Below are 24,229 nucleotides of genomic sequence, written 5' to 3' on the forward strand. Positions count from 1 at the left end.
TCGGACGGCCCTTTTTCTGTTGCTCCCATGCTCCCAATGGGAGCGTGGCGAGTGGGAGCGGGCTCCCACTGTCCCCTTGTCTGTTCGCTCCCACTCGGGCCGTTGCGCTCATATTCGATTCCTTGCGCGCGTGTTCACATCCGAGCCCAGTTTGTTACCCCTGGCTCCCCGTCCTATGGGTGGCTTTCTGGGTATGTGCTTGCGCTCTTCACGCTGGTGGGGGCCGCTCCCAGTGGGAGTGGGGTCGGGAGCGGTGTCCCCTTGTCTGGAAGCTGGGTTATGGGGGCATGCGAATTGTTGACCCCAGTTCCGATTTTGGCCGGGCGGTATGCGGTTTTTCGGTGGTGGCCGTTGCGGACTGCATCGAGAGGTTGAACGCGGGTGGGAGCAGTTCGGCGGCGTTCGAGGGTGTCGTGTGGTCTGGGGTTGAGCGTCGCTGCCGCGTCTGCTCCCACTACGGGACTTTGCGCCTGCCGAAAACTCCATCCGCGCAGTTCAGGCGGCATGTTGGTATTCGTGCAGGACTCCGCCGAGGCGGTCTCTCCGGCGTACCTTCAACTTGGTGATCTGTGCGTAGGGGAGTGGTTTGGGTATGGCGCGAAGGGGTGCTGTCTGGTCTATCGCTTGGTGGGGCCGGTGGGTGTTGTAGTGCAGTTCGAACTGGCGGAGCGCGTGGCGTAGGTGACGTTCGTTCCAGGCGAGGGTGCGGTCCAGTAGTTCATGGCGGCAGGTCTGTACCCAGCGCTCCATGACCGCGTTCATGCGCGGTATCCGTACGCCGGTGCGCACGACTTGGATGCCGGCGGTGTTCAGGATTTCGTCGAAGAGGCTGGGGTACTTCGCGTCCCGGTCTCGGATCAGGTACGCGGGGGTGGCGTTGGCGTCCGTCAGGTCCATGGCCAGATTGCGGGCGGCTTGGGTGACCCAGGCTGCGGTGGGGTGTGCGGTGGTGCCGAGGATCCGGACGCGGCGGGTGGTGTGCTCGATGACGGCGAGGATGTACTGGCGCTGGCCGGTCAGGGTGACGGTCTCGATGAAGTCGCAGGCCAGGAGGGCGTCGGCTTGGGAGCGCAGGAAGCCGGCCGAGGTGGTGGCGGCCCGGTCGGGCGCAGGATCGATGCCTTCGGCCGTGAGAATCTCCCAGACGGTGGAGGCGGCGATCTTGATGCCGAGGGTGGCGAGTTCGCCGTGCACCCTGCGGTAGCCCCAGGAGGGGTTTTCACGGACCAGGCGCAGGACGAGGGTGCGGATCGAACGGATGGTGGGTGGTCGGCCTGGTCTCTTCGGCCGGCATGTTTGGGCATGGCGCTGCTTGATCAAGTCGCGGTGCCAGCGCAGCACGGTGTCGGGGCGGACCAGTAGCCGCAGCCGGCGCAGTACCTGGCGGGGCAGCGGCGCCAGCAGAGCGGCCAGGAACGCCCGGTCTTGCGGAGCGAGCTTCACCCGTTTTGCTCCGAGCTGCCGCTCGAGGACGGTGAGCTGGTGGCGCAGGGCAAGGATCTCTGCGTCTTTGTCGCGGTCGCTCATCGGCAGCATTCGCAGTGCGGCGAACAGGTTGGTGACGGTCAGATAGGCGAGACGAAGCAACACGAGAGCTCATCCTGCCGCACACCGGCCAGGCTCCTGATCTGCATGGACGACATTTTCGGCAGGCGCAATGCTGCGTACTCTCCGGTGGTTATGGGCCATCTGCCGGGCGGTCCCGGACGAGAGCTGGGCCAAGAATGCCACAGCACTCTTGTTGGACACAGAAATTCCGTTTATCGACCTGCGAGTGGCCGCCAACGACATGCTGTAGAAGAACCGTTCGGTTTCCGTCTCCGACAACCGAACGACCCTCACGTGGATGTCGAAGTTCTCCGACTCGGTCGAGCGCATCAAGGGCGTCGTCCAGGTTGCCAATCGGTGCCTTGCCGAACGCTGTGAGTGCGCGTCCTCCTGATCGGTGATAAGTTCGGCAACCCGCTGTTCGTGTACAGCACGTTCACCAGGCTCCGTCCAGGCACCGGCTTGTGCGCACTCGAATACTCGGCGGCGTGATCAACGAGTACAGAACTGTGCCTGGCCAGGGTCGATGGGTTTCCGAACGGCCCCGTAGACGCCCGGATGATCTTGCACTCAGTGCTCGAGGTGGGCCTTCTGAACTTCAAATATGCGTTGCAGCAGTACTGGGCGGACGACAAGCCGCTCCCGGCTTGGCTGAGGTGCTTCGCACGGTAGTGGACGCCTCGAGAACTGCCGTGCTGCAGAGGCGCCACCATGATTATTTGGAGTTCGACTGGTCGCCGCCTTCGCCGCCGTCGGGGGCCTCGTCGGCTTGAGCGCGGTCGTCGATGACGATGCGGACTGGTGTGCCGTTGCCGCTGGTGCGCGGGTTGTCGATGATGGCTTGCACGGCGTCGGTGATCTTCGTGTGGATGTGGTCGGCGATGGCTTGAGTCACCGGGCTGTCTGCGGTGTGGGCGACTTGTCCGAGGCTGGTGATTGCGGCCACGAGGCTTGGTCCGGAGATGCGGGCGTGGATGAATCCGTCGTCGTCCTCGACTTTGCCGGGGATGTGGAAGTGCTGTTCATTACCTGCGATTTGGACGAGGAAAGCCCAGGTGTCGCGGTGGGCTTGGATGGCGGCGTGAGCGATGCCGGCGGCGGCGCGGAGCACCTCTGAGTTGGGGGTGAGGGCGGCTGGCCGCGGCTCTGAGGCGGGCTCAAAGTTCGGGCTATCGTCTGGCTCCGGGGCAGGGGCGGAGGCGCTGTCGGCCACCGGCGCAGATTCACTGGTTGCCGGGGCGTTGAGCTGGTCGATGCCGTCGTGGATGGTGCCGAGGTCGGCGCCGATACGAGTGAGTGAGTCGCCGAACCTGTCCTTGATTTCTTCGAGGCCCTCGCGGATCACGGCCCGGTTGTCGGAGAGCCCGGCGCTGATGGCATCCCGGTTTCCAGTGAGACCGTTGGCGATCTGTGTGTTGGCGTCCCGTCGCGTCTCATCGATGGCGTGTTGCTGGTCTGCGACCTGCTGCTTGAGCGCGGAGAGGTCTTCGCTGACTCTCCCGAGCTGCCCAAGGATCTGCCGTAACAGGTCGTCGTTGCCGAAGATCGCCATGTGCTCCCCCTGTGGTCGTCAGCTGACCTGGTCAGAGTGAGGCTCGGTTGAAACGGCGACAAGTGTGCGATCCAGCCATCAGGGGGCACGTACCCGGCGCATTTGCCGAAGGTGGCAGTCGACGACGGTGCGGGACGGCAGGCGGCACATCGGTACTCATTGATTGCTCCGCCGAGGATGCGGGTGCGAACGATCGCGTGCGGCATCTCGCGATCGGACTGAAGACGCGCTCTGTTGACGAAGTCCGCAACGAGGCTCATCAGGTTGACGACTACATGCAGGCCGTTCTCAAAGAACCTCGCTTTGCCAACATCGAAACGACCTGGGACTTCTACCTCGTCGTTCGCTCGGTCAAGGACAGGCTCAAGCTGTCACTTCGTCAAGCCAACCAGTCTGAAGGGCTGTACCTGGAACCCACCCAATACACACATGCCAAGCTCCGAGTCTGGGTGCGCACCTGGTCAGAAATCCTGAGAGAGGCCAAAAAGCGCCTGGAGTTCGTGAAGAACGGAATTGCCACACCCCTCATCGAACAGGCTCTCGCCTACCTCCGACAGCACCATGGTGGCCCTCTCCCCGACCAACTGCGCCAGCCAAATGGGGATTTCCGCAACACGCACAGGAACAGCTCACGATCCAGCTGTCTGACCTCAAGTGCCAGTTGCTCCGACCGTCAGGCACGGCTACCAGATGCGCCTCGTCGTGTTGGCTGTTCCACTGTGCTCCTTCTGGGGCAGGGGGTTGGGGCTTGCCGCTCTGGAGGGCCGAGGGAGGGAAAATGCTGGTCAGCCCCCGATGTCGGTGGGGGATCGTATGGTCCTGTGGACGTGGCTGGTGGGCGACTGGGGGAGCGATAGCGATGACGAAGGTTCCTGCAAACAGGGCGGTCGAACGTATCGCGGTGAACGAAACGCGCGCGCTACTGGAGCGGCATGGGCACATCGTTCAAGAGGTCGATGGCGGCAGTGATTACGGCGAAGATCTTTACGTCTCTTTCGTGGATGGAGGGCGTCGAACCGGCGATTTGATCGCTGTGCAGATAAAGGGTGGGACGTCGTTCCGAAGGGCCACGGGCTACGGAGTTTCTACCCGCAAGCACGCCGATGACTGGCGTCGTAGTAACGTTCCTGTCTTATGTGTGGTCTACGACCCGGAGATGAAGGCGCTCTACTGGGGCAATGCGACGCGGCAGCTACGTGAAGCCAAGGCTGACGGAGTGGCGCTCAAATCCATCGCGATTGGCGAGCAGGATGTACTGAACGACAAGACGGTTCATGAGTTCGTGCGTGACACGCGACGGTACTTGGAGATCTCAGGGTCCAGGGAGCGCGAGGAGTTCAAGGCGAAGGTAAGACTCCTCTCGTCTGTAAGGGACAGTCTTGTCCTCAAGGATGCGCCTGTGGGGGGCCACCCGAACGTATATTTTGAACGACTTGCGCTCGGCATGGAGCGCAACCCCAAGCTGGTTCTCTGGGGCATCGGTGTGCTGCTACTCCTTGTGGGCTGTGTCTTCTTGACGGTCATGTGGCCCACGCTCTGGTGGTTCGCGGAAACGTATTCGACCGTGAGTCCCTGGATGTGGATGACGTCGCTCTACTCGTTCACGGTGCTTTGCGCGGGGCTTGCGCTTTACGAGACGAGGCTGGGTAGAAAATCCCTAATCTTGCGTCTGATGAGCTATGGCCCCTTGTGCGTGACTTACTGGGTGGCAGCGGGTACGCATTACTTCCACTGGAAGCTGAGCACCCCGTTGCTCCAAGGGGTGGCGGACGCCATGCCAGGTCTCCTCAAGAACGTGCTGTTCATCATGTTTGCGACGTACATCGGGCGCGAGATCATTAGGCGACGACGAGTGAAGGCCCTCACGCAGAGTGGAGGTGGCACCGGGGCCAAGGACGGTGCCGTGTCGTGACGTCGTGCTTGACGGCTGGCAGCGCAGGTTGGCCTTAGCGGCTGACTTGACTGCGGCTCTGTGAAACCGGAGGGGGCGGCTGCAGGACTGAGTGACATTGGCGGGCATAAGGCTTGCGCCGACGGTCTGGCCAGTAGAGGCGATGGGACTCAGGGGGCGTCCTACTGCTGGCAGCGTCAGAATACAGCGCCTGGCGCACGGCAACGTCTCCTCGTGAATGCGATGCCGGTCGACAGTTCATGGCGCCTGCAGAACGAGACGAGAATTGACGGCTCGTTAAAGGTGCGTACCGTAGGAAGTAGCCAGCAACCTCCGGAGAGAGCGTCGAACTATGGACACCGGGCACATAGTTCCGTGAACTGCCGCTCAGGTGCCACGAACATCTCGCAACGGCGCACGGTGGAATTCAAGAACTCGCTTGGGAGTGGACGCACTTGACTGGGGGTCAAGGGGTCGCAGGTTCAAATCCTGTCGTCCCGACAAGTTCGAACGATCGAACGTCGCAGGTGAAGGGCCGTTTTCGAACGGCCCTTTTTCTGTTGCTCCCATGCTCCCCGTGTCCCCTTGTCTGTTTGCTCCCTCCCTGCTCCCACTCGGGCTGCTGCGCTCATATTCGATTCCTTGCGCGTGCGTTCACATCCGAGCCCGGTTTGTGGCCCCCGGGCGGGGCCGTTTTCCCGTCGATCGGGTCGAGTTCTGGTTATGGGCTGGCGCTCTTCGTGCTGGTGGGGGTTGCTCCCATGAGGGCTGGGGTCGGGAGCGCGGTGGGAGCGGCGGCCCCTTGGCTGGCGGCCGGGGTGTGTGGCCATGCGAATTCTTGACCCCAGTTCCGATTCGTTTCGCCGGTTATGTCGCTTTTCGGTGGGCGCCGTTGCGGGATGCATCGGGAGGTTGAACGCGAATGGGAGCGGTTCGCGGACGATGAGGGATACAAGGCGCGCGGTTCGATGCGCGTCGCGGACGTGGACAGCCGCTCGTGGCGGCTGCGCGCAGCAGACGGAACCTTGGCGCGGAGTTGTCGGCCGCAGGACCGGTTGAATGGGACAAAGTCGGGCCTCGCCCATACCTCCGCTGTATCTGACCGCATAACCGCGCCGCCCCTGCCCGAACTGCGTGTCAGGAAGTCTCAGTCGTCGGCCAGGCGCGCGGATAGGGCACCCGCAACGCCTCGGGTGCCACAGAGGTGTGGTCGGCGGCAGCGTGCAGGCGCCCGTCGCGCAGGACGATCGAGCCGCTGGCGAGCATGGTCGTGACCAGTTCTGCGGCGAGTACCTCGGGGGCGACGCCCAGGAGACGTGCGGCATCGGTCAGCCAGGCCCTCGCATGAAGGTAAGGCTCGATCGCGTCGGCGGGGATGCCGTCACGGATCATCAGGGCGAACGCGAAGATCCGGCGGGCGCCGTACCAGACCGCACCGTCGGGGTCATCGACGAGGCGCTGAGCGCGGCGGACGGCACCGGCGAGGGACGGGCCGGGTGCGGTGGGGATGGGGCCGTGGGAGGGGAGGATCACGCGAGGGGCGAGCTCTGCCAGCCGTTTGAGAGAGGCGAGTGCGGTGGCGGCCGCGTCGGGCCCGTCGAGGGCGAGGTTCACCCAGCCGACGTCGTAGTCCGAGAGCGCGTCCCCGACCACGAGGAGCCGCTCCTCCGGCTGCCACAGCGCGAGATGGCCCGGGGTGTGACCGGGAGTGCGGACGACCTGCCAGTCGGTGTCCCCGAGGCGCAGGATCTGCCCGTCGTCGAGCGGCATGTCGACGGTGTACGGGGCCACGGGCTGGTCGAGGTACTCGGCCGCGCAGCATCCGGGGTCCCGGCGCCCGATCGCCTCGGCCTCCGGTGCTCCGGCGGCGATGGCGGCACCCTTGGCCTGGAGGAGGGCGTTGCCGCCGACGTGGTCGGAGTGCCAGTGGGTGTTCACGACCAGGGCGATGTCCCCGGCGCGCGTACGAGCCCAGGCTGTGGTCTCCTCCGCGTGCCCGACGAACCCGCTGTCGATCAGGGCTGGTTGCCTTCCGGGCAGCAGGAACGTGTTGGCGTCGGGGAAGGGGCGCTGCCACCACGTCAGCCACGATGGCAGGGACAGGGAAGACGGCTGCGGGCTCATGTGGCGGGCCTGTTCACGCGGATCAGCGTCTGCTGGCCGTTGGCGACGAGCTTTCGCTCGCCGCCGTCCTGGATGCCGTACACCTCCAGTTGGCACACAGTCAGGGTGCGACCGGCTTTCAGGATGGTGCCGATCGCTTCGAGATGGTCACCGGCGGCGGGTGCAAGAAGGTTGATCTTGTATTCGACGGTGAGGACCTCGGATTCCTCGTCGAACAGGGTGAGTGCCGCGTAGCCGCCGGCGCTGTCAGCGATGGCGCTGGTGGCGCCTGCGTGGATATAGCCGTGCTGCTGGGTCACCTCATGGCGGGCCGGGAGCACGATGTGCACGCGACCATGGCCGATGTGGGCGAGGCGCGCGCCGAGATGGGCCATGAGGCCCTGGCGGTCGAAGCTGTCCTGGACTCGCCTGCGGACCGCGGGGCTCGCTTGTTCCTGTCGCGTGTGGTCTTGCACGTACATGCTCTCCTTCGGGTCCGTGTCAGGTGGAGCGGGAGACGGGTCCCTCAGCCGACCAGGCGTTCCACCAGCAGGAGCCCGCCGATGGCGATCATCATGGCACCGCTGATGCGGGTGACGGCCCGGGCGGCCGAGGGCCGGGTCCGCAGGACCGTGCGGGCCAGGACGCCGACGGTGAAGTAGACGACGGCGCACGCGGTCAGGTGCACCATGCTGAGCAGCCCGGTCTGCGCGGCAACCGGCCAGCCGCGGACGGTGTCGATGAACTGCGGAAACAGCGAGAAGTACAGCAGCAGAGCCTTCGGGTTCAGGCCGCTGATCCCGGCACCCTTGAGCATGACCTGCACGCGGGAGGCGTTCGCGCCCTCTGCCGCGGCTGTCGGCCCGGCCGACTGCCTCAGAACACCCCAGCCCAGCCACAGCAGGTAGCCCGCGCCCACCACCGTCAGGGCAGTGAGTGCGGCCGGGGAGCTCGCCACGATCACCGCCAGGCCCGCAACGGCCACCAGCGCATAGGCCGCGTGCCCGGCGACCAGCCCCGCGACGGCGGGTATGACCGAGCGTTCCCGAAGTCCGGCCGAGATCGCGTAGGCCCAGTCCGCGCCGGGGGAGAACACCAGAAGCAGGTCCACTGCTAGGAAGGCCATCAGCGTCGTCGTATCCATCGATCGTTCCCTGTCCCTCTCGCTTTCTTGCTACAGGAGGGAAGGCTAGGTCGAATTTCCCCGAATGTGTTTGCGTATTTCGCTGACGATCGCTTGATATGGGGGAGAATCTCCTCCATGGATGCCCTAGATCGCAAGATTCTTACCGAGCTGCAGTTGGACGGCCGTTTGACGGTCACCGAGCTGGCCGCGCGCGTGCAGCTCAGTGTCTCGCCCTGCCACCGCCGCCTGCGCGATCTCGAACGCGAGGGTGCGATCCGCGGCTACCGGGCGGTGGTGGACCCGGCGGCCGTCGGCCTGAACTTCGAGGCTGTCGTCTTCGCCACTCTGCGCTGGGAGGACCCCGACACCGTCACGACCTTCGAAGAGGCCGTGAGCGCTGTCCCGCACGTGATCCAGGCGCAGCGCCTGTTCGGCGAACCCGACTACCTGCTCCGTGTCGCCACCGCCGACCTTGCCGCCTTCCAGCAGCTCTACGACGAGCAACTCGCCCGACTGCCCGGAGTCCAGCGCCTGACCTCGACCCTCGTCATGAAGAACGTCGTCCAGGACCGCCCGCTGCCTGAGTAGCGGGCTTATCCGCGGATCCGGTTGCCGCAGCATCGAGGCGAGAAGCTCCAGCTCACCGGTCACTACGGGAATCCTGGTGGTGTCCCCTCAAGGCGGAGATTGGTACCGCCGTCTGGGAGACCCGCGAGCCGACTTCCGCTTTATCGAGGTCGAGTACAACCGCAGCAGACTTCGTCAACACCCCGAGTTCGGGTACATCACCCCACTCGAGACACGCGTCCGACTGCAACACGACTTCACCCCCGCAGCATAAGTACCCGCTGCCCACGGTCATGGGGGAACTTCAGGCCGTCTCGGCGTAGTCCGCGATGGCGGTGGGGGACTGTTGGAGCGAGCGTCCCGCGAAGTCGGTGCGGAAGGCGCCCGGTTCGACGACGAGGACCTTGATGCCGAGCGGGCCGACCTCCTTGCGCAGTGCGTCGGACATCCCCTCCAGCGCGAACTTGGTGGCGGAGTAGTAACCGGATCCGGGCGCGGAGTACTGCCCGGCGATGGAGGAGACGTTGACGATCGCGCCTTCGCGGCGCGCCCGCATGGCTGGAAGAACTGCCTTGATCAGCGTGACCGGTCCGTGGAAGTTCGTAGCGAAGAGGGTCGTGACCTCCGCGTCGTCGGCTTCCTCGACGGCGGAGCGGTAGCCGTGCCCGGCGTTGTTGACGAGAACGTCGATCGATCCGAAGCGAGCTGTGGCCTGCTCGACCGCCTCGGTGACCTGGGCGTTGTCGGTGACGTCGAGGGCCAGGGCGAGAGCGGTCCCGGGGTGTGCGTCGGCGATGTCCTGCACCTTGTCGACGCTGCGCGCGGTGACGACGGCGTTCCAGCCGCGGTCCAGGACGGCCGTGGCGAGGGCCCGACCGAGGCCGGTGGAGCATCCGGTGATGAACCAGGTGGGCATGGGGAGTGACTCTCTTTCCCAGGCGGGTGGGGCGGTTACGGCTGGATGAGGACCTTCAAGGCCGTGCGGTCGGCCATGGCCTGGTACCCGTCGGCCACGCCGTCCAGGTTCACCGTGCGGTCGAAGACCCGTCCGGGTTCGAGCTTGCCCTCCAGTACGTCGGGGAGGAGCTCCTCGATGTAGGCGCGGGCAGGGGCGACACCGCCGGTGAGGGTGATGTTGCTCAGGAACGACGGGAAGCCCATGGGGACTTGACCGTACTGGGGCGCGCCGACGCGCGAGATGGTGCCACCGGCGCGTACGACACCGAGGGCCGTGTCCATGGCCTGCTCCAGGCCGACACACTCCAGGACAGTGTGGGTGCCGTCGCCACCGGTCAGGTCACGGACCCGCTCGATGCCCTCCTCGCCGCGCTCGGCGACGACATCGGTGGCGCCGAACTCACGGCCCAGGTTGGTGCGTTCCTTGTGGCGGCCCATCAGGATGATGCGCTCGGCGCCCAGGCGCTTGGCGGACATCACCGCGCTGAGGCCCACCGCTCCGTCGCCGATGACGGTGACGGTGGTCCGGGCGTCCACACCGGCGCTGCGGGCGCAGTGGTATCCCGTCGGGAAGACGTCGGAGAGGGTGAGGAGCGAGGCGAGGAGCGGCGAGTCCTCGGCCACCGGCAGCTTCACGAGTGTGCCGTCGGCCTGCGGGACACGTACGGCCTCGCCCTGGCCGCCGTCGACGTCTCCGGCTGCCCACATGCCGCCGTGGCGGCAGGAGGTCTGCAGCCCCTCGCGGCAGAAGTCGCACGTGTTGTCCGACCACACGAACGGGGCGACGACCACATCGCCGCGAGAGAACCCGGAGACGTCCGAGCCGGTGTCCTCGACGACGCCGAGGAACTCGTGCCCGATCCGGTCGCCGTGCTCGCCTTGCGGCTTGGAGCCGTACGGCCACAGGTCGCTGCCGCAGACACACGAGCGGACCACGCGCACCACGGCGTCCGTCGGGTTCTTGACGACCGGGTCGGGCACGTTCTCCACGCGTACGTCGCCGGCACCGTAGATGAGTGTTGCTCGCATGACAGGTCCTTGCTGGTGGCGCTTGCGGCGGTCGGTGTCGACGTCCGGCACCCTCCGCCAGATGGGTGAATGTTCGAGGTTGGAGGCGGGGCCGGTCAGCGCTCCAGCATGCTGCGGCCCGCCTCTGTGTGGGTGTCGCCTGCGGCCGGGGGCAGGCTGCTGAGCTTGTCGAGCTGCTCGGAGGTCAGCTGTACGGCGTCGGCGGCGGTGTTCTCCTCGACGCGGTGGACCCGCTTGGTGCCCGGGATCGGGGCGATGTCGTCGCCCTGGGCGAGCAGCCAGGCGAGAGCGACCTGGGCGGGTGTGACACCCGCGTCGGTGGCGATCGCCTGGACCTCGTCGGCGAGCGCCAGGTTGCGCTGGAAGTTCTCGCCGGTGAAACGCGGGTTGCCGTGGCGGAAGTCGCCGGGCTTGAAGTCGGCCTCCGAGCGGACGGTGCCGGTGAGGAAGCCGTGGCCGAGCGGGGAGAAGGGCACCAGGCCGATGCCCAGCTCGCGCAGGGCGGGCAGGACGCGGTCCTCGAGGCCGCGGGTCCACAGTGAGTACTCGGACTGCACGGCCGTGACCGGTTGGACACCGTGCGCGCGGCGGATGGTGTCGGGCCCGGCCTCGGACAGACCGAAGTGCAGGACCTTGCCCTCGGCGATCAGCTCCGCCACGGCGCCCGCAGTCTCCTCGATGGGTGTGTTCGGGTCGACGCGGTGCTGGTAGTACAGGTCGATGTGGTCGGTGCCCAGGCGCTTCAGGGAGCCCTCGACCGCCGTGCGGATGTTGGCGGGGCCCGAGTCCAGGTTCCACGCACCGGCACCGGAGTGCGACACCATGCCGAACTTCGTCGCCAGGACCACCTCGTCGCGCCGCCCCTTCAGCGCACGGCCGAGCAGCTCCTCATTGACGTACGGGCCGTAGATCTCGGCGGTGTCGATGTGGGTGACACCCAGCTCAAGCGCCCGGTGAAGGGTGCGGACGGACTCCTCCTCGTCCGTCCCGGAGTCGGTGTAGCCGTGGGACATGCCCATCGCGCCCAGACCGATCCGGGAGACGTCGAGGTCGCCCAGCTTGATGTGCTTCATGTGTGCTGATCCCTCACTCGCGGGTTGCGTGACTCGCCCGCTCCTCGCGCCCTCGCTGAGAGCGTGACGACGAACGCCGACTACATAAGCGTGGCCCTGTGAGTCCGAAACAGGCAGGTCGAGATCTGCGGGGGAGTCACACGGCCCCCCTCGGGAACGACGGACGTGGTCGTACCTGTCGGACACCTCAGGGCTGGAGGGCGCCCCGGTGTTCGGGCAGTGGCTGAAGCAGGTCGAAACAGTCCGGCTGCACCTCGGCGTACATCGTGGCAACGGCAGAATCGTGCCCGGCGACGACGTCGATGTCCGGGCGTGCATCGAGGTCGTACAACAGCTGGTAGCTGTCCAGGAGCTGCCCGAGGTCGGTGAACAGGAAGAACGGCCGGGACTTGTCCATCTCGTCGTAGTAGTGCAAGGCGTCCGATGCCAGGACGATCTGGCGTTCACCGGCAGACACGTGAGTGACGAGCTGGCCGGGTGTGTGGCCCGGGAAGCGCGTCACTTCCACTCCGGCGGCGAGTGTTCTCCCGTCGTGGAGCAACTTCAGTCGTCCTTGTTGGTGCAGGTGCTCCAGCGCCCTGATTTCCGACGGTTCCACCGGCCAGGAGAATGCGGGTAGTTCGCGATGCGGGCCCGTCCAGTACTCGAACTCGGAGCGCGCCATGTGAAAGACGGCGTTGGGGAAGAGGTCGGTGTTTCCGACGTGGTCGAAGTGCATGTGTGTCAGCACGACGTGGTCCACGTCCGCCACCGAAGTGCCCATACGCGCAAGCAGATCCTCGGCGGCCGTGTCGAGGTGTCGATTGCGCACGGCCGCGGTTTCCGCACTGAATCCGCAGTCCACGAGGATGGTGTGGGAACTCGTCCGCACCAGCCAGAAGAAGTAGTCGATCCCTACTGCCCGGTCCGGCTCGCCGTACAGGTCGTGACGGTAGAACGCTTGGCTGGCCATGCAGTCGGGGCGACGGGAATAGCGCAGGGCATGGACGGAGACCTCTGTGGTCACCTCGCGGGCCAGCCCGGGACTCCCACTCGCGCTGACGGTCATGCGTGAACCTCCATGGTCGATGAAAAGTCAGTAGGGCACTGGCAGTTCGGGCCTCGCGGCCCGCTTCTCAGCTGTCGCGGCGGCGAGGCGCCAGCAGCGAGGTCAGAGCGTTGAGATCGGGGAGCGTCACGAGTCGTCCTGTCGTGGCGAGCAGCTGCTCGGGCAGCGCGTCGGTGAGCGGCTGCGCGGCCAGGGCGGCGCAGTTCTCGGCCTTCCCCGTCACCTCGGCCGTCGACATGGGGCTCTTCGGGTGGCCCTTGGCGTAGTCGACACGGGCGTGTGCGCTCTGCCCGTCGGTGAACTCGACACTCACCGCGGCAGGAGTGACGAACCGGCGCCAGTCGCGGTCGATGCCTTCGTCCACGAACGGCGTGACCTTCGCGGCGAGTTCGAGGATGTCCTTGCGACGTACTCCGTCGTCAGTGAAGTGCTCCAGGCGCACCCCGCCATCGATCCAGGCCGCGGCGACAGCGTAGGGAATGCTGAACTGGGCCTCGACGATGGTCTGCGGCGCCGCGCGCACAGCCTCCGGAGTGCACACCATCTGGTAACCGGGAGCCGTGACACCGACGCGGATGGACCGGATGTCCGACGAGGGGCGCGGCATGCGCTCGCGGACGTCGAGGACGGCGTCGATGGCCGAGTGGGTGTCGCGGCAGCACGGGTACGGTTTGTAGCTGAGGTTGAGGAGTTCGAAGCGCTCGCCGAGGTCCGCCCGCGCGACGTCGTTGTCGAGGCGCCCCTGCAGGTAGATACGGGAGAACCCGTCGGCACCGTCGAACACGTTGCGCACTCCGCGGATGCCCCTCTGCGCGAGCTGCGCGGCGACGACACCGGCCTGTGCGGCGAGGCCCGGCTGCATGCGCTTCATCAGAGAGGCGTCGCGTGACACCTGGTGGTTGCCGGCCACGGAGCTGAAGACGATGCCGAAGGCGTCCCACATCTGTTCCGGCGTCAGCTTGAGCATGCGGCCGGCGGCTGCGGTGGCACCGAAGTAGCCCAGCAGCGCGGAGTAGATGAAGCCGCTGGCGACGATGTCGACCTCGATGGCCGTGCCGAGGCGGCACATCGTCTCGAGACCCGCGGCGACGGCCGCGAGCAGATCGGCGCCCGTGGCTTCCGGGTTGAGCTGTCCGGCGGCGAGTGCGCTGGGCACGCACGAGATCCCCGCGTGCAGGATCGCCGCGTCATGCGTGTCGTCGTAGTCCCTGGCGTGGGCCATGGCGCTGTTCAGCCAGGCGGCGTGATGGGCGGGAACCTTGCCTCCGTGCACCCACACATCTGCCTGTGGCGCGCCGCCCCACTCCTTCACCAGGGAGTGGACGACGTCGATGGCCGGCGCCGTAGAGCCGGCGACGGCGCACGAGAGTGTGTCGAGGATGTTCGCTTGTACCGCCTCGACCACGAGGGGATCGAGGCGGGCAACGTCGATGCGCGCTGCGAAGTCGGCGAGATCGGCGGCCAGGTCCCGGCCGGACGATGCTTCTGGCCGGGGAGCGGGGCTCTGGGGCATGGCAGTGAGGTCCTTACGGTGATTGGTGGAGTGCGGGTTCTCCACACCGCGGGCACGCCCGCCCGTTGGCCATACGTGAGCCGGCCGGGCGCCGGGACGCGGTGCCCGGAGCGGTCACAGCAGAAGTACGCGTCTGTCGGTTCGGGCCGGGTTGTTTCGGGCTCCCGTTAACCAGCCCAGAGCCGACGGATGCGGCGGTGATGCGGCTCGCATAGCTGTCTCCCGTGCCGGCGCCGTTCCGAGGTCGGGCCGACCATGCAGCAAGTGAGTGTGTATATACGAACTCTATATCGTCTTTGCGATCGATTGGGCTCACGCTAGGTGTCTGCGTGAAGGCGTGTCAATAGACCCCCGCTCGGGCGGGGGCGAGCTGCCAAAGGATCCAAGCCCTACCTGGAGGCCTCCGCCTTGATCTTGTCGATGGCGTCTTTGAAGCCGTCCGGCGTGTGGCTGTTCCCCGCGACGCGGTCCAGGTTGAGGTCATCGATGTCCTTGCCGACGACGAGGGCGGGAACCGCCTTGGCGAAGCGTCGTTGCAGGCCGAGCGAGGTCTCGTCGGTCGCGTGAGGGGTCACGTCGACCGCCGTGATGTCCTCGTCCTGGAGCGTGAGCGCCACGCCGATGCTGGACCCTCGGGTGCCGTACTCACCGTTCACTTCGTACTCGCCGTCCTTGTACGGCCCGCCGTTCGCGGAGCGACCGGAGGGTGACGGGTTCGCGTTCGCGTCGGAGGGTGAACTCGGCGTGCTTGCACCGGAGTCCGTGCAGCCGGCCATGACGGTGGTGACCGACACACCGACGAGGGCAGTGGTGATCTTCTTGCTCAAGGGCGACATGGTTTCTCGTTTCCCGTCCTTCGTGAGCCCCGTACGGATGCTTCTCAGGTGAAGATTTCGCCGACGAAGTCGGGCGAGTGCTCGGCTCGCCCGTCGCTGTACATGCGCACGTAGGTGAACCGGAAGTCGTCTGCCAGACGCTGCGCTTCGGTGAAGAACAGCGCCGTTGCCAGACCGTCCGCGAGCGCAGTGTCCTCGGCCACGACCCACGTGGCGACCATCTTGTCGACGGGGACACCGGTGCGTGCGTCCAGCACGTGGTGCAGTCCTTCTCCCCAGGTCCGCCGCGTGGTCCCGGACGCGCACATTGCCTGGCCGTGCAGGCTCGCGACGCCGATCACCTGCTTCTGGTCGTAGGGGTGCTCCAGGCCGACGCGGATGGCGTGCTCACCGTTGTGGAAAAGGTCTCCGCTCCCGTCCACGACGAACCCGGTGTGTCCGGCCTCGCGGAGGATTCCGGAGAGACGGTCCACCAGGTACCCCTTGCCCGCGGCCCCGACGTCGATCACGAGAGGGCGCCGGGTGACGAGCGTCGTGCCGTCGCGGACAACGTCGGCGGCCCAGGTGGCACGGCCACGGGCGTGTTCCGCGCGGCGGGCCGTGTCGGGTGCGGGCGCGAGCGAGTACGTCGGGTCGTAGCCCAGCAGCTCCAGGTCGCGCCCGACGAGTGGGTCCACCGCCCCACCGGTCGCGGCATACAAGCGATCGTAGAGATCGAAGAGGTGAAGCGAGTCCTCCGGGAAGTCGAACGCGCCGCCGTCAGTGGCGGCGGCGATCCGGGACACCAGGGAGTCCGGGCGGAAGCGGGAGTACGTCGCGTCGAAGTGCTCGGCGCGATCGAAGATGCAGGTGCGCAGACTCGTACTCAGGGGCTCGTCCGTGTCTATCTGCCAGTGACTGCCGATGGCGTCGAAGGTGAACCGGGTCTCGCGTTCATCGCCGCTAGCGCGCGGTGTCGGCTTCTTCGTCAGATACCCCATGCCGCCCTGCCTCCCCGCTATTCCGTGTTCTCGCCGAGGATGGCCTTGAGCTGCACCAGTGCGCCCATCCCGCTGGGCCAGCCGGCGTAGAAGGCAACATGGGTGAGTGCCTCGACGAGTTCGTCCTGGGACAGTCCGTTCTCCAGCGCCAGGCGAAGGTGGCTGTTGAGCTGGTCAGGGCGGGACGTGGCGGCCAGCACGGCGACCGTGATCAAACTGCGGTCCCGGGGGGACAGGCCCTCGCGCTTCCAGATGTCACCGAAAAGCACATCGTCCGTCAACTGGACCATCTTCGGGGCCAGTTCGCCGAGCAGCTGCTGAGCCCTGGTGGGTTCCTGCGTCATCGCTGTACTGCCTTTCCTGGAGAATTGCGGTGTGTACGTCTGTGGAGCGCTCGTTCAGGCCGGCAGAAGGCCGATGCGCCGGAGCCACGACTGCACCGCGGCGCCGGCCTCCCGGACTTCCTCGCCGCGGACCGCGAGGCCCTCGCCGATGGTCGCGCCGGGGCAGGACGACGCGTAGTCGCGCTCTGTGGTGCCGAGGCCGCTCATGGCGTGCGTTGTGAAGGGGAAGACTCGCTTGCCGCGGAAGTCGAATGTCTCGGCAAAGGTCTTCATGACCATCGGCGGCCTGACGTTCCAGATGGGGCTGCCCAGCAGCACCGTGTCGTAGCCCGCCAGTGACGTCGGCAGGTTGGCGATGGCCGGCCGTGCGTTGGCGTTCTGTTCACGTACGTTGCGGGCGACCGTCGCGTCGTAGTCGCCGGGGTAGTGGTCGCAGGCCTCGATGCGGTGAACGTCGCACTCGACGCGCTCGCTGATCATCCGGGCCAGGATCTCGGTGCTGCCGGTCGTGAGGATGGCGCGCCCGCCGTACGAGTAGTTCTCGCCAGGACGGGAGAAGTAGGCCAGCAGGATCCGTTCTCCGCTCTCGGGACCGCCCGCAGTCAACGGGCGTCCCCGAGACGGGAACGTACGGCCTCGAGGTCCTCGCGCAGGTCCGACGGCTCGGACGCGACGGGGAGGTCGCTCGGGTCCAGGGCGCCGTCCAACGAGCCGACCTGATCTGCCTTGAGTCCGCCGAAGAGCTCGGACCAGTCCGACTGCTCCGCCCCTTCGGTGGCGACGAGTTCGAACGTCTTGCCCAGCGCGGAGTCGGTCAGCAGGCCGCGGATGAGTGTCTCGGCGATCTGTTCGCGGGCGATGCCGCCGTCCAGCGTTCCGCCCTGCTCCAGGACGAGGTGACGCTGGGTGGGGTCGGCGTGGTCGAACCAGCCGGGGCGCACGATCGTGTAGGGCAGTCCGCTGGCTCGCAGGAGACGTTCGGATCGACGCTTCCAGGGGTTTGCGCCGGGTACGTCGGTGCGGGTGGCGTAGACGCTGGTCATCAGGGCCACGCGGGGTCGCGCACCGTCGAGCGCCTGGAGGATGTTGCGGACGCCGCCGTAGTCGATGTGTGCCCGGGCGTCGGGGCGCGGGTCGCCTCCGGAACCGTGAGTGAGGATGATCGCGTCGGCGCCCTCGACCGCTCGGCGCAGCGAGGCGGGATCTTCGAGGTCTCCCTTCACGAGTTCTACGCCGGGGAGCATGCGCTCGGCGCGCCGCACGTCGCGGACCAGTGCGAGTGGGTGCAGGCCGTGTCGCTGTGCGGCCTCGACAGCGAGCCGGCCGATGCTGCCGGTCGCGCCGACAATGAGCACATTGGTGATCTGCTGAGTCTGAGACATGGTGAACCCCTGGTCATGATGTGGGTGCCGTCGTGCGTACGGCCGGGATGGGGGCCAGGCGCGCGGGTGCCTGTCGTGTGGAGAGGTGTGGCATCCGCGCGCGAGACAGAAGTGCGGTCGGTCGTCGCCGGCCGGTGTGTCAGGCGTCGAGGCGGCGAGCCGCGAGCCAGGCGACCATCTTGGGGTCGTGGTGGTCGAAGAACAGCGATGCCCCGGCGTCGAGGGAGGAGATCTCGGCCAGCTGCTCGTCGGTGAGCTCGAAGTCGAAGACGTCGAGGTTCTCCGCCATGCGCTCGGCGCGCACGGACTTGGGGATGGCGATGACGCCGCGCTGGGTCAGCCAGCGCAGCACGACCTGGGCGACCGACTTGTCGTACTCCTTGCCGATCCCGGCGAGGATCGGGTTGGTGAACATGTCGTTCTTGCCTTCGGCGAAGCCTCCCCAGGACATGATCTGAACGCCGTGCTCGCCCATCAGCGCCTGGTAGTCGGCGCGCTGGAAGAACGGGTGCGTCTCGATCTGGTTGACCTGCGGGGTGATCTCGTTGTTGATGATGAGATCCAGGAGACGGTCGGGGTAGAAGTTGGAGACGCCGATCGCCCTGGTGAGGCCCTCGTGGTGGGCGGACTCCATGGCGCGCCACTGACCGTAGACATCACCGTAGGGCTGGTGCATCAGGTAGAGGTCGAGGTGGTCCAGGCCCAGCTTGGTCAGGGACGTCTCGATGGCACGCCGGGTGTTGTTCTCGGCGGGGGCGTCCTGCACCCACAGCTTGGTGGTGACGAACAGCTCCTCGCGCGGGATGCCGCTGGACTTGATGGCGCGGCCCACGGCCTCTTCGTTGCCGTAGGCGGCAGCCGTGTCGAGGAGGCGGTAGCCGGCGGCCAGCGCCTCGGAGACGGCGCGCTCGGTGTCCTCGGCGGGGATCTGGAACACGCCGAAGCCGAGGAGCGGCATCTGTACGCCGTTGTTGAGGGTGACGGTCTGCATGAGTGGAATTCCTTTACTGTGCTGGTGAGTTGAGGGTGGGAGAGTGCGGCATCGGCTGCGCTCCCTGGGGCTACGAGTGTGCTGCGGGCCGGAGCAGGAAACTCGCCGCGGTGGTGAGGAGGACCGCCCCGGCCGCGATGAGCATGCTGGTCTCAAGGCCCCGCGTGAGCCGGCCGGGCCCGGCGATCAGCGCACCGAAGATCGCGACGGCGAGCGCGCCCCCGACTTGGCGGGAGGTGTTCAGCACGCCGCTCGCCGTGCCGGACTGGCGGGCCGACACATGATTGAGCAGCATCGAGGTCAGGGCCGGAACAGCCAGCGAACCGCCGGTGCCGACCGGAATCATGGCGATGATCATCAGCCACGTAGGTGCGGAAGCGGGCATGAACGCCAGCAGTATCAGGCCGGCCACCATGGCCACCTGTCCGGCGATCACCGGCATACGGGGACCGAAGCGGCCTGCGAACCATGCGGCCGTCGGACCGACGAAACCGGTGAGCAGTGTCGTCGGCACGAACGCGAGCCCCGTGGTCAGGGCGGACATTCCCTTGGCCTGCTGCAGGTAGATGCTGAGCAGGAAGATCATGCCGTAGAAGCCGATGTTCAGGGCGAAGCCGATCGCTGCCGAGATCATCATGGTGCGCTCACGCAGCAGCGTCAGCCCGACCATGGGATGCCGACCACGCGCCTGAGACAGGAGGAACACCACCGCGGCGAGTACTGTGAGGACGGACGCGACGACCACCGGCAAAGCGGTGAAGCCCTCGCCACCGGCCTCGATCGCGGCGAACGTGAGCGCACCCATCGCCACCACGGCGGAGAGCTGTCCCGTCCAGTCGAACGGAACCTGCTCGGTGCGCGGCGACCTGTTCACGCGCGTCAGCAGGAACAGGGCGATCAAGCCGATGGGCAGGTTGACGAAGAAGATCAGCCGCCAGTCGACCTGGCTGAGGAAGCCACCGGCGACCGGCCCCGCCGCCGATCCGATCGAACCGCCCAGCGCCCAGATGGAGATCGCCTTCGCCCGCCTTGGCGGGTCGGGGAACGCTTCCCGGATGAGCGTCAGTGAGGACGGCACGATCACGGCCGCGCCGGCACCCTGCACGAGCCGCGCGACGATCAAGGTGCCCAGGTTGGGTGCCAGGCCGCACGCGGCGGAGGCCACCACGAAGAGGGCCAGGCCCACCCCGAAGATGCGACGTGCCCCGAGCCGGTCGGTGAGCGAGCCCGCCGACAACAGCAGAGCCGCGAACATCAGGGTGTAACCGTCGATCACCCACTGCAGTCCCGTGATGTCGCCGCCGAGGCTGTCCCGGATGGAGGGCAGGGCGACGTTGACGACCAAGGCGTCCAGGGTGATGACGGTGAATCCCAGAAGCGCGGCCCCCAAAGCCGCTGCGGATCCCGGGCGACGCCGTGGTGCGGCGGCCCGGTCCGCTTCGGCGACGGTCGTAGTGAGGGGCATGGACACGGCGGGGTGCTCCTGGTGCAGGTGGATCGTTGCTTTGATGTCATCCACCGTGCCGCTTCGCGCGTCATAGAGGCAGGCCGAGCCGTTCCGGGGGGAGTGCAGCGGGGGGTATGACAGGGCCCCCTTCATCGATTCCGCCAGGTCGGCGACGCGGTGAGACTGGATGTATGACACCCGAGCAGCACACCAGCGGTGACGAGCTGGGCCGCTTCCTGCGAGCCCGCCGCACCCATACGAGTCCCGAGTCCGTCGGCCTCACACCAGGACCCGGCGTACGCCGTACCCCAGGCCTGCGTCGTGAAGAGCTGGCCACGCTGGCCGGGGTCAGCATCGATTACTACACCCGCCTCGAGCGCGGCAAGGAGACGCGACCCAGCCCCGGCGTCGTCGAGGCGCTCGCCCGGGCGCTACAGCTCGACGACGACGAGGACCACCACCTGAGAGAGCTCGTCGCCCGCGCCGCACGGTACGCCCCCGAACCTCCGCCGCCCCCGAGCCGGACCGTCCGTCCGCACCTCAAGCTGCTGCTGGAGAGCATGCGGCCGAACCCGGCCTACATCGTCAGCCGCAGCATGGACTTCCTCGCCTGGAACCCTGCCGGCCTGGCCCTGTACGCGGGCCTCGCCGACTGGCCCGTCAAGCAGCGCAACCTCGCCCGCTACCTGTTCCTCCACCCCACCGCACGCGAGCTGTTCCCCGACTGGGAGACCCAGGTCCGCGTCTGCGTCGCCGGTCTGCGCGCACAGGCCGGCACCAACCCCGACGCGCCTGATCTCACCCACCTCGTCGGTGAACTCCTGCTCAAGAGCCCCGACTTCGCGAAGCTCTGGGAACGCTACGAGGTCGTCGGCCGCAAGAAGACCCAGAAGACGTTCCACCACCCCCAGGTGGGCGAGCTCACCCTGAGCTCCCAGAGCATGCACCTCGAAGGCACGCCGGGGCAGCGGCTCGGGGCGTACACGGCCGAGCCGGGGACCCCGGACCACGATGCGATGTCTCTGCTCGACATGACGGCGCAGCAGCCGGAGGGACAGACCGCTACAGCGTCCACGGGGGAGTACAGGACGGCGTCTTCCTGATGTGGGCCAGCCACCCGCCGACTGGATAGCCGCCTCTGACTCCAGCTGCCGCTCTGCCGACCGTCCTAACGACCAACGGATAGACCGGATCGTGGTCCACGTCATGCAGTCCCGGCTCGACGAGGCCCCATCCGCGTTCCACGCCGGCAATTGGGAATGGAACGCGAGGAGCGTCTGCATCGAGCGCGAGGGTTTCGTCGACGACCCCGACCACTGGTTCACCGAGGCCGCTTATCGCGCCTCGGCACGACTCGCCGCGGACATCAGTACGCGCTACGACATCACTGATCCCGGACCGTATTGGGACTGGGACCACTGCATCCATCTGGTGCGGGCCGCGAAGTGACGCCCGGTGGCGGCTTCCTCAGGGATTGATCGCCGCAAGGAGCAGTCGGGTCACCTCGTCCGGGGCCGTCACCATGGCGTCGTGGGTCGCCTGAAGACGGTGGTACGGAAACGAGGGGTCCTCGGCGTGACGCTTTCGGGCCCTGTCGAGGATGTGCGGCTGCAGCGAGGACGGCTCGCATTCGATGAACATGCCCGGGTGGCTCCAGGCACGGTCCGTACTGCCCACCGGGTCCTGGTAGGTCTTCAACGGCTGAGCCGTGGTGCGGCTGTTGACCCACGCGGCGTCCTCGGGGTCGGTGACGCCATACCAGGAAGCGTCGGACGGCGGGATGTACCAGCCTTCGCCGCCACGCTCGGCCATGGCGACGTGTTCCGCGGCACGGGCCGGGCCGACCAGGTCGCTGTGCGACTCCCCGGTCCGTGGAAGGTGCGCGTCGAGGAAGACGATCCTTCTGACGCGGTCGGCGATCCGGTCCATGGCACCGCTCGCGACGATGCCGCCGTAGCTGTGCGCCACGAGAATCGCGTCCTTGATGTCCTCGAACTCGAAGGTGGCCACGACGTCCTGTACGTGGACGTCCAGGCCGATGTCCGGAGTCAGCAGGTGCGAGCGTTCGCCGAGACCGGTCAGTGTTGGTGTGTGTACGACCAGTCCCTTCTGCCGCAGTGCGGAGGCCACGTGCTTCCAGCACCAGCCGCCGTGGCGGCCTCCGTGGAGAAGTACGAAGGTAGGGCTTGCCGAGGCCGAATGGGGATCAGCGGCCGAGTGCGCAGACATGGTGGCTCACTTCCTGGTGCCGACGTTGCCGGCATTGTCGAGGACGGGACTCGGCGCGTCCGGCGCTGTGTTGTCCAGGTCGACCTGCCTGGTCTCGCCGACCAGGAGGACGCAGACCAGCCCCACCGCACAGGTGGCGGCCAGGATCAGGCCGAACGCGAAGCTGCCGAGCGAGCCGATGATCGACGCGGCGACGAGGGGCGGCACACCTCCGCCGATCATCCCGGCGAGGGCATAGCTGAGGCCTACGGCCGTGTAGCGGTAGCGGGTGTGGAAGAGCTCGGACAGGAATGCCCCCTGGGGGCCGCGGCCGAGCCCGGAGATGAACATGGTGACGATCACGCCGATGGCGAAGACCGTCCGCGAGCCCAGGTCGAGGATTGGGAAGAGCACGATCGCCCACACGACCGCCGCGGCGGTCGCCCAGATCATGACCACGCGCCGACCCAGCCTGTCGGAGAGCACGGCGCCGAGTATGACTCCGGCGGAGATCGCCACTCCGCCGATCACCGTGATGCCCAGGACGTAGGCGCCCTTCAGGCCCAGCTGGGATGTGCCGTAGCTGACGAGGTAGGTACCGCCGATGTAGGTGAAGGCGAAGCACGTCATCGCCGTGCCCGTCGCCAACAGCACCTGGAGCGGCTGGTTCCGGAACGCTTCAGCGAACGGCATCTTGGACGTGCCGGAGGAGTCGGCCTGTTGCTTCTTGAAGACCGGAGTCTCCGCGATGCGCAGCCGTACCCACAGTCCGAAGAGCACGAGCAGGAAGCTGGCGAGGAACGGGACCCGCCAGCCCCAACTGATGAAGGTGTCCTCGCTCATCAGGATCGAGGTCAGGAAGAACGTGGCGTTGGCGAGGACGATCGCGCCACCGCCGCCCAGGGAGGGGAACATCGCCCAGAAGCCGCGTTTGCCCTTGGGTGCGTGTTCGGAGGAGAACAGGACCGCTCCGGCGAACTCGCCGCCCGCGGCGAGTCCCTGGAGGACGCGTAGCACGATGATCAGGATGGGTGCCGCGACTCCGATTTGGGCGGCGGTGGGCATGAGTCCTACGAGGATGGTGGAGAGGCCCATGAGCAGCATGGTGGCGATGAGGGTCTTCTTGCGGCCGAGGCGGTCGCCGAAGTGTCCGAAGAGGATGCTGCCGAAGGGGCGTGCGAGGAAGGCGACGCCGAGTGCGGCGAAGGAGGCGGTGATGCCTGCGGCTTCGCCGAGGGCGGGGAAGAACACCTTGGGGAAGACCAGCGCAGCGGCCGTCCCGTAGATGCCGAAGTCGTAGAACTCGATGACGGTGCCGATGAAACTCGCGGTCGCGACGCGTCGCATACCCGGCTTATCTTCTTGACCCGCGGCGGGTTCGTCGCCGGCGGTCGGCGGAGGTGGTGTCTGTTCGTGTGAGTGCGTCATTGCATCTCCCTGTCGTCGACGCGACGTCGTCGCGGCGTCAGGAGGCCGATTGCCGGTGAGGGCGCATCGACCGAGGGCGGCGGTACTCATACGTGCTCTGTTGCGTCATCGGTCCAGGAGCCGCCGGGCGCGCGGGTGTTGAGGGGGACGTAAGGGCTGGCTGGTGGTGCGCGCGGCGACGGACGGCTGATGCGTTCGGGCGGGCC

The 24,229-nt window shown here is 66.9% G+C and carries 23 protein-coding genes; 4 read left to right on the forward strand and 19 right to left on the reverse strand.

The window, feature by feature from the left end:
• Nucleotides 1-495 precede the first annotated feature (495 nt).
• Nucleotides 496-1,590, reverse strand: a complete 1,095-nt coding sequence (locus ACWD2L_RS01710; protein WP_351337598.1) for an integrase core domain-containing protein — start codon at nt 1,588-1,590, stop codon at nt 496-498.
• Between the two features lie 673 nt (nt 1,591-2,263).
• Nucleotides 2,264-3,100 carry a hypothetical protein gene (locus tag ACWD2L_RS01715; protein WP_351337596.1) on the reverse strand — a complete coding sequence of 279 codons (837 nt, stop codon included), beginning with the start codon at nt 3,098-3,100 and terminating at the stop codon, nt 2,264-2,266.
• Nucleotides 3,101-3,959: 859 nt separating this feature from the next.
• On the opposite strand from ACWD2L_RS01715, the gene ACWD2L_RS01720 reads away from it, so the two are divergent.
• On the forward strand, nt 3,960-5,012 hold the full coding sequence (locus tag ACWD2L_RS01720) for a DUF4365 domain-containing protein (protein ID WP_351337593.1): 1,053 nt from the start codon (nt 3,960-3,962) through the stop codon (nt 5,010-5,012).
• Nucleotides 5,013-6,128: 1,116 nt separating this feature from the next.
• Here the strand turns inward: ACWD2L_RS01720 and ACWD2L_RS01725 are convergent.
• Genes ACWD2L_RS01725 through ACWD2L_RS01735 form a run of 3 tightly spaced genes read right to left on the reverse strand, consistent with a single transcriptional unit; the run spans nt 6,129 to nt 8,238 of the window.
• Nucleotides 6,129-7,115 (reverse strand): MBL fold metallo-hydrolase, encoded by a 987-nt coding sequence (locus ACWD2L_RS01725; RefSeq protein WP_351337591.1) that lies wholly within the window; start codon nt 7,113-7,115, stop codon nt 6,129-6,131.
• Nucleotides 7,112-7,576 (reverse strand): PaaI family thioesterase, encoded by a 465-nt coding sequence (locus ACWD2L_RS01730; protein WP_451187067.1) that lies wholly within the window; start codon nt 7,574-7,576, stop codon nt 7,112-7,114. Before ACWD2L_RS01730 ends, ACWD2L_RS01725 begins: the two co-directional genes overlap by 4 nt.
• A gap of 44 nt (nt 7,577-7,620) precedes the next feature.
• The gene (locus tag ACWD2L_RS01735; protein ID WP_351337588.1) at nt 7,621-8,238 is read right to left on the reverse strand and encodes a LysE family translocator; all 618 of its coding nucleotides are present in this window, start codon (nt 8,236-8,238) and stop codon (nt 7,621-7,623) included.
• A gap of 117 nt (nt 8,239-8,355) precedes the next feature.
• On the opposite strand from ACWD2L_RS01735, the gene ACWD2L_RS01740 reads away from it, so the two are divergent.
• Nucleotides 8,356-8,808 (forward strand): Lrp/AsnC family transcriptional regulator, encoded by a 453-nt coding sequence (locus ACWD2L_RS01740; RefSeq protein ID WP_351337585.1) that lies wholly within the window; start codon nt 8,356-8,358, stop codon nt 8,806-8,808.
• A 283-nt stretch (nt 8,809-9,091) separates the two neighbouring features.
• Here ACWD2L_RS01740 and ACWD2L_RS01745 read toward each other — a convergent pair whose 3' ends face one another.
• The 12 genes from ACWD2L_RS01745 to ACWD2L_RS01800 form a co-directional block, all read right to left on the reverse strand.
• On the reverse strand, nt 9,092-9,703 hold the full coding sequence (locus ACWD2L_RS01745) for an SDR family NAD(P)-dependent oxidoreductase (protein WP_351337582.1): 612 nt from the start codon (nt 9,701-9,703) through the stop codon (nt 9,092-9,094).
• A 35-nt stretch (nt 9,704-9,738) separates the two neighbouring features.
• Nucleotides 9,739-10,773: a zinc-binding dehydrogenase gene (locus ACWD2L_RS01750; protein WP_351337579.1), complete on the reverse strand. Its 1,035-nt coding sequence runs from the start codon at nt 10,771-10,773 to the stop codon at nt 9,739-9,741.
• Nucleotides 10,774-10,868: 95 nt separating this feature from the next.
• Nucleotides 10,869-11,846 (reverse strand): aldo/keto reductase, encoded by a 978-nt coding sequence (locus ACWD2L_RS01755; RefSeq protein WP_351337576.1) that lies wholly within the window; start codon nt 11,844-11,846, stop codon nt 10,869-10,871.
• 187 nt (nt 11,847-12,033) lie between these two features.
• Complete coding sequence (locus tag ACWD2L_RS01760) at nt 12,034-12,894, reverse strand: N-acyl homoserine lactonase family protein (RefSeq protein WP_351337574.1); 861 nt, start codon at nt 12,892-12,894, stop codon at nt 12,034-12,036.
• Nucleotides 12,895-12,961: 67 nt separating this feature from the next.
• The gene (locus ACWD2L_RS01765) at nt 12,962-14,407 is read right to left on the reverse strand and encodes an MmgE/PrpD family protein (protein WP_351337571.1); all 1,446 of its coding nucleotides are present in this window, start codon (nt 14,405-14,407) and stop codon (nt 12,962-12,964) included.
• 389 nt (nt 14,408-14,796) lie between these two features.
• Nucleotides 14,797-15,234, reverse strand: a complete 438-nt coding sequence (locus tag ACWD2L_RS01770; protein WP_451187070.1) for an FMN-binding protein — start codon at nt 15,232-15,234, stop codon at nt 14,797-14,799.
• A 53-nt stretch (nt 15,235-15,287) separates the two neighbouring features.
• Entirely contained in the window at nt 15,288-16,223 is a 936-nt protein-coding gene (locus tag ACWD2L_RS01775) for an FAD:protein FMN transferase (RefSeq protein WP_351337565.1), read from the reverse strand.
• A 17-nt stretch (nt 16,224-16,240) separates the two neighbouring features.
• Complete coding sequence (locus ACWD2L_RS01780; protein ID WP_351337563.1) at nt 16,241-16,567, reverse strand: carboxymuconolactone decarboxylase family protein; 327 nt, start codon at nt 16,565-16,567, stop codon at nt 16,241-16,243.
• Nucleotides 16,568-16,621: 54 nt separating this feature from the next.
• The gene (locus tag ACWD2L_RS01785; protein ID WP_351337560.1) at nt 16,622-17,173 is read right to left on the reverse strand and encodes a flavodoxin; all 552 of its coding nucleotides are present in this window, start codon (nt 17,171-17,173) and stop codon (nt 16,622-16,624) included.
• Nucleotides 17,170-17,949: an SDR family oxidoreductase gene (locus ACWD2L_RS01790; RefSeq protein WP_351337557.1), complete on the reverse strand. Its 780-nt coding sequence runs from the start codon at nt 17,947-17,949 to the stop codon at nt 17,170-17,172. The genes ACWD2L_RS01785 and ACWD2L_RS01790 overlap by 4 nt, the downstream gene beginning before the upstream one ends.
• 139 nt (nt 17,950-18,088) lie before the next feature.
• Nucleotides 18,089-18,940 (reverse strand): aldo/keto reductase, encoded by an 852-nt coding sequence (locus ACWD2L_RS01795; RefSeq protein ID WP_351337556.1) that lies wholly within the window; start codon nt 18,938-18,940, stop codon nt 18,089-18,091.
• Between the two features lie 70 nt (nt 18,941-19,010).
• Complete coding sequence (locus ACWD2L_RS01800; protein ID WP_351337668.1) at nt 19,011-20,405, reverse strand: MFS transporter; 1,395 nt, start codon at nt 20,403-20,405, stop codon at nt 19,011-19,013.
• A gap of 173 nt (nt 20,406-20,578) precedes the next feature.
• Here ACWD2L_RS01800 and ACWD2L_RS01805 point away from each other — a divergent pair, with 173 nt between their 5' ends.
• Both ACWD2L_RS01805 and ACWD2L_RS01810 read left to right on the forward strand, forming a co-directional pair.
• Nucleotides 20,579-21,490, forward strand: coding sequence for a helix-turn-helix transcriptional regulator (locus tag ACWD2L_RS01805; RefSeq protein WP_351337553.1), 912 nt, complete (start codon nt 20,579-20,581; stop codon nt 21,488-21,490).
• A 91-nt stretch (nt 21,491-21,581) separates the two neighbouring features.
• Nucleotides 21,582-21,836: an N-acetylmuramoyl-L-alanine amidase gene (locus ACWD2L_RS01810; protein ID WP_351337551.1), complete on the forward strand. Its 255-nt coding sequence runs from the start codon at nt 21,582-21,584 to the stop codon at nt 21,834-21,836.
• Between the two features lie 18 nt (nt 21,837-21,854).
• Here ACWD2L_RS01810 and ACWD2L_RS01815 read toward each other — a convergent pair whose 3' ends face one another.
• Together ACWD2L_RS01815 and ACWD2L_RS01820 are read right to left on the reverse strand one after the other, a co-directional pair.
• Nucleotides 21,855-22,616 (reverse strand): alpha/beta fold hydrolase, encoded by a 762-nt coding sequence (locus ACWD2L_RS01815; RefSeq protein WP_351337548.1) that lies wholly within the window; start codon nt 22,614-22,616, stop codon nt 21,855-21,857.
• A gap of 6 nt (nt 22,617-22,622) precedes the next feature.
• Nucleotides 22,623-23,942: an MFS transporter gene (locus ACWD2L_RS01820; protein ID WP_451187073.1), complete on the reverse strand. Its 1,320-nt coding sequence runs from the start codon at nt 23,940-23,942 to the stop codon at nt 22,623-22,625.
• Between the last annotated feature and the right edge of the window lie 287 nt (nt 23,943-24,229).

The organism is Streptomyces sp. NPDC002754 (assembly GCF_053592315.1).